General features: G+C 63.3%; 6 protein-coding genes and 1 pseudogene. 5 read left to right on the plus strand and 2 right to left on the minus strand.

The features are described 5' to 3' along the window. Nucleotides 1–265: 265 nt before the first annotated feature. Nucleotides 266–1,021 (minus strand): MerR family transcriptional regulator, encoded by a 756-nt coding sequence (locus Y708_RS0118815; protein WP_028281121.1) that lies wholly within the window; start codon nucleotides 1,019–1,021, stop codon nucleotides 266–268. Nucleotides 1,022–1,329: 308 nt separating this feature from the next. Between Y708_RS0118815 and Y708_RS0118820 the strand changes: the two genes are divergently transcribed. The 5 genes and pseudogenes from Y708_RS0118820 (at nucleotide 1,330) to Y708_RS26320 (ending at nucleotide 8,099) form a co-directional block, all read left to right on the plus strand. Beyond that, a complete protein-coding gene (locus Y708_RS0118820) occupies nucleotides 1,330–1,824 on the plus strand; it encodes a nucleoside deaminase (protein ID WP_028281122.1) in 495 nt (164 codons plus the stop codon). 20 nt (nucleotides 1,825–1,844) lie between these two features. Next, nucleotides 1,845–3,332 (plus strand): NCS2 family permease, encoded by a 1,488-nt coding sequence (locus tag Y708_RS0118825; RefSeq protein WP_173401538.1) that lies wholly within the window; start codon nucleotides 1,845–1,847, stop codon nucleotides 3,330–3,332. Between the two features lie 2 nt (nucleotides 3,333–3,334). Next, nucleotides 3,335–4,534 (plus strand): XdhC family protein, encoded by a 1,200-nt coding sequence (locus tag Y708_RS26310; RefSeq protein WP_051479179.1) that lies wholly within the window; start codon nucleotides 3,335–3,337, stop codon nucleotides 4,532–4,534. Continuing rightward, a complete protein-coding gene (locus tag Y708_RS26315; protein ID WP_035776842.1) occupies nucleotides 4,525–5,328 on the plus strand; it encodes an FAD binding domain-containing protein in 804 nt (267 codons plus the stop codon). The genes Y708_RS26310 and Y708_RS26315 overlap by 10 nt, the downstream gene beginning before the upstream one ends. 2 nt (nucleotides 5,329–5,330) lie before the next feature. Beyond that, a pseudogene (locus tag Y708_RS26320) lies at nucleotides 5,331–8,099 on the plus strand (molybdopterin cofactor-binding domain-containing protein). 158 nt (nucleotides 8,100–8,257) lie between these two features. Here the strand turns inward: Y708_RS26320 and Y708_RS0118845 are convergent. Continuing rightward, entirely contained in the window at nucleotides 8,258–9,340 is a 1,083-nt protein-coding gene (locus Y708_RS0118845; RefSeq protein ID WP_028281124.1) for a zinc-dependent alcohol dehydrogenase family protein, read from the minus strand. Nucleotides 9,341–9,474 lie beyond the last annotated feature (134 nt).

Genomic DNA, 9,474 nt, shown 5'->3' on the forward strand with positions numbered 1-9,474 from the left:
AAATTGGTGCGCATCCCGCTGGGCACCAACAACGATCCCCACGCGGCCGCGGCCGGCCTTCCGGTGGTCGACCGGGCAACAAAGGAGCGCCTTCCGGTGGTCGACCGGGCAACAAAGGAGCGCCCTCCGGTGGTCGACCAAGCGACGAAGGAGCGCGTGGAGATCCGGTGACATTCGCACCGGATCTCCACGCGGCCGCAAACGGCCTTGGTCGATCACCGAAGACGCGTCCCAGAAGGCGCTCGGTCGATCACCCGGTGGAGCCCTATAGGTGCTTCTCCGCGTAGACCGCCATCGCGTCGCGCACAAATTCCGCGTCGGCCTTGCCGCCGTAGTTTGCGCCGAATCGATCGTCCGCGACGTACATTTCGCCGAGGCCCACGAAATACTCCTTCGAGAGCTTCCCGCCGGAGGCCGGCAGGCCAGGCATTCCGGACAACCAATCGAACTGCCGCCGTGCAAGCGACTGCGCCAGCTCGCTGTCCGCGGTGCCACCACTTGCTGCAGCCGTTGACCAGTCTGCGCTGAGCTGCGAGATCTCCACCTGACAGGCTTCGTTCTCAGCCCCGGACTTTGAGCGCCACCACCTGTCGCTGGTGGCGTACGCGTCCTTGCCCCAGCGTTCCTCGACCTCGTCCTTGTGCTGGGTGTGGTCGAATCCCTTGAACATGTTCTCTGCCATGAGCTGTTCACCTCCTTCCAATCTGGTAATGGTTTCTTCCACCGACGCGATCTGCCGCGCCAGCCTGTCCTCTTCCTGCCGCAACCATTGCAGGTGGCTGCGCAGGGCACCCGGAGAGTCGGAGTTGTGTCGCAGCGCTTCGTTGATGGCCGGAAGGCCAAGCCCAAGTTCGCGCAGCAGCAGGATGCGCTGCAGACGAACCAATGCGCCGTCGTCGTAATAGCGGTACCCGTTCGACCCGATGCGCGATGGCTCAAGCAGACCGACGTCGCCGTAATGACGCAGCGTGCGGCTGGTTGTGCCCGCGAGCTTCGAGATCTCTTGGATTGACCAGTCCATATCTTCCTCTCAACCGGTGCGCAATCAACGCTAAACCTTGACGTAGCGTCAATGTCAAGCATAGTTTAATTGGACTTATTTCGCTAAGTGGAAAAGGAATTTCACAAAAAGTATGGTCTGGCTCACAAGCCGGTGCTAAAGTCTGAAGACGAAGCCAACGGCGGGCACCCTGAAAAGGGAAAGCTATCTACCAGGTGGACCTGCAAATACAAACCGAAGCAGCAGTCTGGTAGCGATCCCCGTCCCGTTTGGAGCATCCCTCGGACAGGTACCCGCAAAAGCCGCTGCCCTCACTTGGGAGACTCACCGTGAGTACCACCACCAAAGAAGAGCAGTTCCTCAGCGAGGCAATCTCGCTGGCTACACACAATGTCTATAACGACGGCGGCCCGTTCGGCGCGCTGATCGTCACCGCTGACGGCCGCAGGTTTGAAGGCGTCAACCGCGTCACGGCCAACAATGACCCCACGGCCCACGCAGAGGTCATGGCCATCCGCAACGCCTGCTCGCAGCTCGGCACCTTCGACCTTACCGGCTGCACGCTCTACACCAGCTGTGAGCCGTGCCCCCTCTGCCTATCGGCGGCGCTCTGGGCGCGGGTGGCCGGCGTGGTCTACGCGGCTGACCGACACGACGCTGAGAAGGCAGGATTCGACGACGCCGTCTTCTACAACTTCTTCAACACCCCTGTGGAGGAGAGGTCGATGCCGGTGCGCCACCAGCCGCTCTCCGCAGCGGCACAGACCACCGGTTCCGCGCCGTTTGACGCGTGGGACTCCGTCGCAGCGCGCGTGGATTACTAGGGAGTGACACCATGTCCATCATGACTCAAACAGGCGGCCACCCCGAGGGACCGGCCCAAAAACGGGGGGACCAGCAGGTCCAGATCTCAAGGCTGGACAGGTTCTTCCAGATCACTGAACGCGGCTCCACCAAGGCACGCGAAATCCGCGGCGGCTTTGTCACGTTCTTCACCATGGCGTACATCGTGATCCTCAACCCGCTGATCCTTGGTGGTTTCAGTGCGGACACCGCTCCCCTGGACGTTGAGGGCAACTGGCTCCAAGCCGTACAGATTGGCGCCGTCACCGGACTGACGGCCGGCGTGATGACCATCATTTTTGGCCTCGTGGCCAACCTCCCGTTCGGCATTGCCGCGGGGCTGGGCATCAACTCGTTCCTCGCGGTGTCCGTGGTTGGCGACGTCACCTGGGCGGAAGCGATGGGCTTGGTGGTCATTAATGGCCTGCTCATTGTGTTCCTGGCGGTGACCGGAGCGCGAACTGCGATATTCAATGCCGTCCCCAGGCAGCTCAAGGCAGCCATCACAGTGGGTATTGGTCTTTTCATCGCCTTCATCGGTTTTGTGGACTCGGGATTTGTCACCGCCACCGAGGGTGGACCGCCGGTTCAAATGGGCGACGGCGGCTCCATCACCACGGTACCAACGGTGGTCTTCATTGTTGGCCTGATCACCATGGGCATCCTCATGGCCCGGCGGGTTCAGGGCGGTCTGCTGATTGGGATTGTTGTCACCACAATCATTGCAATCATCATCGAGATGGTCCTCAAGCTCGGCGCCGGCGGCCCGGACAACCCCACCGGCTGGCACCTCAATGCACCCGTAGTCCCCAGCAATATTGTGTCCATACCAGACTTCAGCCTGTTGGGAGCGTTCAGCTTTGGAGCGTTCGACCGGATAGGGGTGCTCGCGGCAACCATGCTTGTCTTCACGCTGGTATTCACCAACTTCTTCGACGCCATGGGAACCATGACAGGCCTGGCCAAGCAGGCGGGGCTCACCAACAAGCAGGGCAACTTCCCCCGGCTGAAGTCCGCGCTCATCATCGAAGGAGTGGGAGCAGTTGCCGGAGGTGCATCATCGGGGTCGTCCAACACCGTCTTCATTGATTCCGCCTCCGGTATCGGCGAAGGCGCGCGTACCGGCCTTGCCTCGGTGGTCACCGGCGCATTGTTCCTGGCGGCGATGTTTTTTACCCCGTTGACCTCAGTGGTTCCGCTGGAAGTCGCCGCGGCCGCCCTGGTGGTGGTGGGTGCCATGATGGTGGCCCAGATCCGTGAGATCAACTTCCGCAACTTCTCGGTGGCGCTGCCTGCGTTCCTCACGATCGTGACCATGCCCCTGACCTATTCGATTGCCAACGGTATCGGCGCCGGGTTCATCACCTGGGTGCTGATCCGTGCAGGGTCCGGCAAAGCAAAGAAGATCCACCCGCTCCTGTGGGTGGTTGCAGCCGGATTCCTTGTGTACTTTGCCCGTGGACCAATCACCCTCTGGATGGGCGGATAGCCATGCTGAACCTGCTCACCACCCTTTCAACGGCGGCGGCGCGGCAGCTCAGGCAGGGCCGCTGGGCGGCGGCAACCATCGTCAGCGGGTCGGGCTCAGTACCGCGGCAGGTGGGAACCACCATGCTGGTCAGTGAAAATTCCCAGTTGATCGGCAGCCTCTCGGGCGGTTGCGTTGAGGCGGCAGTGATCCATGCCTGCCACGACGCCATCGAATCCGGAACGCCCCGCCGGGAACACTTCGGCTTTACCGACGGCGATGCCTTTGCCGTGGGCCTCAGCTGCGGCGGCGTCCTCGAAGTGCTCATCCAGCCCATCAGGGACGCCCCGGCACTGCTCGAAGCAGCGTCACAGGGCCCGGCGGCGCTGATCCGCCGGGTCGACAACGGCGGACATGCATTCGTCAACCACGACGACGGCGGCGCGTCCCTGCGGGCGGCACTCGAGTCGATGGGCGACAGCATGAATCCCATGCCCCCGGTGGTCGACCAAGCGACGAAGGAGCGCGTGGAGACCGGTCGAGACAGCTCTCCCGTCCTGGATCAGATCCAAACCCACGTGCGCCAGGGAACCAATGGGCTGATGCTCTTTGACGGGACGGAGCTATTCGTGGAGACCCTGCAGACTGAACCGATCATGTACCTCTTTGGCGCCAACGACTTCACGGCCGCGCTTGCCGACGCCGCCAAGTTGCTCGGTTTCCGCGTGACGCTGTGCGACGCCCGGCCCATCTTTATTACGTCGGAGCGCTTCCCCAGCGTGGACCGCCTGGTCAACGAGTGGCCAGACCGGTTCCTCAAGCAACAGTGGCGGGCCGGCCGGGTAAATCCCCGCAGCGTGATCTGCGTGATGTCCCATGATGCGAAGTTCGACATTCCACTGCTCCGTCTTGCCCTCTCGCTCGATGTGGCATTTGTCGGAGCAATGGGGTCGCGGGTCACGCATGCACAGCGGCAGGAAATGCTGCAGGAGGCAGGCGTGACGCACGAGCAACTGGCGAAGCTGCACTCCCCCATCGGCCTGGGACTGGGAGCGGAAACCCCGCAGGAAGTGGCGGTCTCCGTGCTGGGTGAAATCATTGCCGAGCGTAACGGACGCACCCCCAAGGTCCCCGCACTCCGCGCCACTCAGGGCTCCATTCACTTCTCCCATGTGGAGCCGGTGTGTGACCGGGTGGGCGATCGGATCCCGTCATGGACCTGAATACGGTCACCGTCCTGCGGCCAACGGCGGATCCATCGGAGTGGCAGCCTGGCGATGCCTGGCTCGCTGGCGGAACCGTGCTTTTCTCCTACGACAGTTCCACGTTGAAGCGGCTGCTGGACATCACCCATGCCGGCTGGCCGCCGCTCACCATCAACGAGCGCGGCCTGGAGATCGCCGCCACCTGCACCATCGCTGAGCTGTACGCCTTCACGCATGAGGCATGGCCCGCCGTCGCACTCTTCCAACAGTGCGCGGACTCCTTTGTGGCATCCTTCAAGATCTGGAACATGTCCACGGTGGGCGGCAACATCGCCACCGCCCTGCCTGCCGGCCCCATGACGTCGCTGACCGCGGCGCTTGAGGGAACCGCCGTCGTACTCTCGCCCGACGGCAGCGAGCGTACGCTGCCCGTTGCCGACCTAGTGATTGGCGACGGCGCCACGTCACTCCGGGAGGGCGAACTGCTGCGGGCCATCCGGCTCCCGGCGGCGGCACTGCAGTCGCGCACGGCGTTCAGGCGGCTTTCGCTTTCCAATCTGGGAAGATCGGGCGTCCTGCTCATAGGACGTACGACGACGTTGGGCGGCCTGGTCATCACTGTCACCGCGTCAACCACACGCCCGGTGCAGCTGCGGTTTTCGTCCGCACCCACTCAGGATGAACTTGCGCAGTCGCTCGACGGCGCCATCCCAACAGACCTTTATCACAACGACATTCACGGCCTGCCCCAGTGGCGCCGCGATATGACGTACCGGCTCGCTGAAGAGATCCGGCTCGAACTGAGGACCTAGCAGTGAAGATCAATATCAACCGCCGGCCTGCCACTTCGGACCCGCGGCCGGGCCAGTGCCTGCGCACTTTCCTTCGTGAACAAGAAAATTTGGGTGTGAAGAAAGGGTGCGACGGCGGCGACTGCGGCGCCTGCACCGTCCACGTCGACGGGGTACCCGTGCACAGCTGCCTCTACCCTGCGGTCCGCGCGGACGGCCGTGAGGTCACCACCATTGAGGGTTTAGCGGACGACGACGGCGGGCTGCACTCTGTGCAGGAGCAGTTCCTCGCCGCGCAGGGATTTCAGTGCGGATTCTGCACGGCGGGCATGATAATGACTGCGGCAACCTGTACGGAGGAGCAGAAGTCCAACCTGCCCCGGAACCTCAAGGGAAACCTGTGCCGGTGCACCGGTTACCGTGCCATCGAGGACGCGGTGTGCGGGGTGTCCCATGTGACCAGCGGAGGTCACGGAGACAACGTCGGTGCTCCCGCGGGACGGGGCGTGGTCACGGGAACCGCCGCGTACACTCTCGATGTTCCTGCGGATGAGCTTCCCGGCCTGTTGCACCTGAAGCTGTTGCGCTCACCGCATGCGCACGCCCGGATTATTGCCATTGACACCGCTTCTGCATTACGGGTTCCCGGCGTTCAGGCAGTGTTCACGCACGAGGATTCGCCGGATAAGTACTACTCCACAGCGCAGCACGAGCTGCACACCGATGACCCCGATGACACCCGGCTGCTCGACGACGTTGTCCGGTTTGTGGGCCAGCGGGTGGCTGCCGTGGTCGCGGATTCGGTTGCAGCGGCCGAGGCCGGCGTTCGGGCGATCAACGTCGAGTACGAGGTACTGCCGTTTGTGCTCTCGCCCGAGGACGCGATGGCTCCCGGCGCCGTCCTGCTGCATGGGGACAAAAGCCACGCTTCCGGTATCGCGGCCCCGCACCGCAACGTGGTGGCGGAGCTTCACTCTTCCATCGGAGATCCCGACGGCGGGCTCGTTGAAGCAGACTTCGTCTACGAGAACACGTACACAACGCAGCGGGTTCAGCACGTCGCGCTGGAAACCCATGCCTCGATCGCGTATTTCGAGGAAGGCCGGCTCACCATCCGCTCCTCCACACAGGTCCCGTTCCTCACCAAGCGGTCCCTCTGCCGGCTGTTTGATTTGCCGCCGAATGAGGTGCGCGTAGTGGCGGGCCGGGTGGGCGGAGGATTCGGCGGGAAGCAGGAGATGCTGACCGAGGACATCGTGGCGCTGGCGGCGCTGCGGGTGAAGCGCCCGGTACAGCTGGAGCTCACCCGGGAAGAGCAGTTTACGTCCACCACCACCAGGCACCCGTTCACCATCGGTGTGAAAGCCGGTGTGAAGCGGGACGGAACCATCACCGCCGTCGTACTCACTGTTCTGACCAATACGGGCGCGTACGGCAACCATGCCCCGGGCGTAATGTTCCATGGCTGCAACGAGTCGATCAGCGTGTACAAGTGCACCAACAAGCGGATCGATGCGCACGCGGTGTATACCAACACAGTTCCTGCGGGCGCGTTCCGCGGCTACGGGCTGAGCCAGATGATTTTCGCGATCGAGTCAGCGATTGATGAGTTGGCTGCGGGAATCGGGATGGATCCGATGGAGCTGCGGCGGCGCAACATTGTGGCCAAGGGTGATCCGATGCTCTCCATGCATTCGGAGCCGGAAGAGGACGTGCTGTACGGCAGTTATGGCCTGGATCAGTGCATTTCGTTGGTGCAGGACGCGCTGGACCGGGGCCGTTCCCGGGATATCAGGTTTGGCGCGCATGATCTTGGGCCGGGCTGGCGGATCGGCGAGGGCTAGGCCCTGTCGATGATTGACACGGTGCCCCCGCGCAGACATCATGCGCACGCCCGGGTGTCGCTGCTGGAGTACGGTCGGTTCCAAGTGGATGTGGGCACGGCCGAGTTTGGGAATGGCACAACCACGGTGCATGCCCAGCTGGTGGCGACCGCGCTGCACACGACCGCTTCGCAAGTGGTGGTGCGGCAGGCGGACACGGATCTGTTGGACCACGACACCGGTGCCTTCGGCTCCACCGGCACGGTGGTTGCGGGCAAGGCATCGCTGGAGGCGGCACAGGAACTGGCCCACATCCTCATGGGACTGGCTGCGGGGATCACGCAGGTGCCCACCATGCGGTGCCGGCTGACGGCGGAGGGGGTGGACTGCGACGGGACATTCCTGTCGCTCACGTCGCTCTTCTCGCTAGGCGTCGAGCGCGATATTCGTCTGTCCGCCGAGGGCAGTTGGGGCGGCACTCCGCGTTCTGTCGCGTTTAACGTGCACGGGTTCCGGGTGGCGGTGAATCTTGGTACCGGTGAGTTGCGCATCCTGCAGAGTGCGCACGCTGCGGATGCCGGCCTCATCGTGAATCCCATGCAGTGCCGCGGCCAGATCGAGGGCGGGATTGCGCAGGCGCTGGGCGCTGCCCTGTATGAGGACGTCAGGATTGACGACGACGGCGCCGTCTCCACCCGCATCCTGCGGCAGTACCACATTCCCACCTTTGCGGACGTGCCCCGCAGCGAGGTGTACTTCGCATCGACTTCGGACGATCTTGGGCCGCTCGGCGCGAAGTCGATGAGCGAGAGTCCGTTCAATCCGGTGGCGCCGGCGATGGCCAACGCGATCAAGGCTGCGACCGGCGTGCGGTTTACCTCATTGCCGTTGGCCCGGGACACTATCTATCTTGGGCTGAAGGCCGCGGCGGACACCGAGGGGGCCACCAGAAAACCGACCCGGTTATGATCCTCCCATGACATCGACCGCCCCCGAATCAACCACCTGGACTAACGAACTCCGGGTGGGGTGACCGATCCGATGGGCCGGGTTCGGGCTGCGACCGCCGAACTTAAAGAGCCAACAACCGATGTCGTGTTAGCTGCCTAAACTCCCGCTGGCCTCATTCACCTTGATAAATTCCGCCGCTCGGGTCGGGCGTTGATGATGACCTTGAGCGCCTTCGTCTCCGCAGCCCGCCCGAACACGTCGTAGGCCTCGAGGATGTCCTCGAGCGCGAAAGTGTGGCTGATGAAGTTCTCGGCCACGATCTTCTTCTGCGCGACGAGCTTGAGCAGGGTTCCGAGGGTGTTGGTGTTGACGAGGCCCATGCTGATGTTGATGTTCGAGATCCAGAGGTCCTGCAGCGGGAGATCGACGCTCTTGCCATGCACCCCCACATTGGCGACGTGTCCGGCGGGCCGAACGATGTCGAGGCACATCGTGAACGTCTGCGGTATTCCGACTGCCTCGATCGCGACGTCGACCCCGAGCCCGTCCGTGAGCGCGAGCACCTGCTCCTTCCAGTCCGCGTCGCTCGAGACGACTGTGTCGGTCGCACCGAATTCTCGCGCCTGCTCGACGCGGTTGGCGTCGAGGTCGATGGCGATGATGCGGGAGGGGCCGTAAAGCCCGGCGGTCGCGATGGCCGCGAGGCCGACGGGGCCGACCCCGACAACCGCGACGACGTCGCCCGCCTTGACCTGGCCGTACTGGACGCCGATCTCGTGGCCCGTCGGAAGGATGTCCGAGAGCACGGTTCCCTGCTGCGGGGTCACCCCGGCCGGCAGCGGATACAGCGAGGTCTCGGCGAACGGCACCCGCACGAACTCTGCCTGGGTCCCGTCGATGAGGTGTCCGAAGATCCAGCCGATGCCGGATGCGCCCTCGTCGGCGAGGCAGTGCGAGTAGACCCCCTTCTTGCAGAAGTCGCAGTGCCCACAGGCCGAGATACAGGAGATGATCACCTGGTCGCCCACCTTAAGGCTCGAAACGGCACCGCCAACCTCGGTGATGGTTCCGACTCCCTCGTGCCCGAGGATGCGCCCCACCTCGACGGCCGGAACATCCCCCTTGAGAATGTGCAGATCGGTGCCACAGATGGTGGTTGTGTCGACCTTCACGATGACGTCGGTCGCATCGATAATCGTGGGGTCCGGAACCTCTTTCCACTCCTTGAGTCCCGGGCCTTGAAAGACGAGTGCCTTCATGATCTTCCTCTCGCATCCTCGAAATTTCGGGCATGCCCTCACCCTACGATACCCTACGTGTCAGGGTTGGGTGAGGCCAGTACTTCGTAGCAACTTCGTCTAATTCGTAGGGCGAGAACCAGGATCACCACTAA

Source organism: Arthrobacter sp. H5 (genome assembly GCF_000520595.1).
In the GTDB taxonomy this organism is placed as follows: Bacteria; Actinomycetota; Actinomycetes; order Actinomycetales; family Micrococcaceae; genus Arthrobacter_D.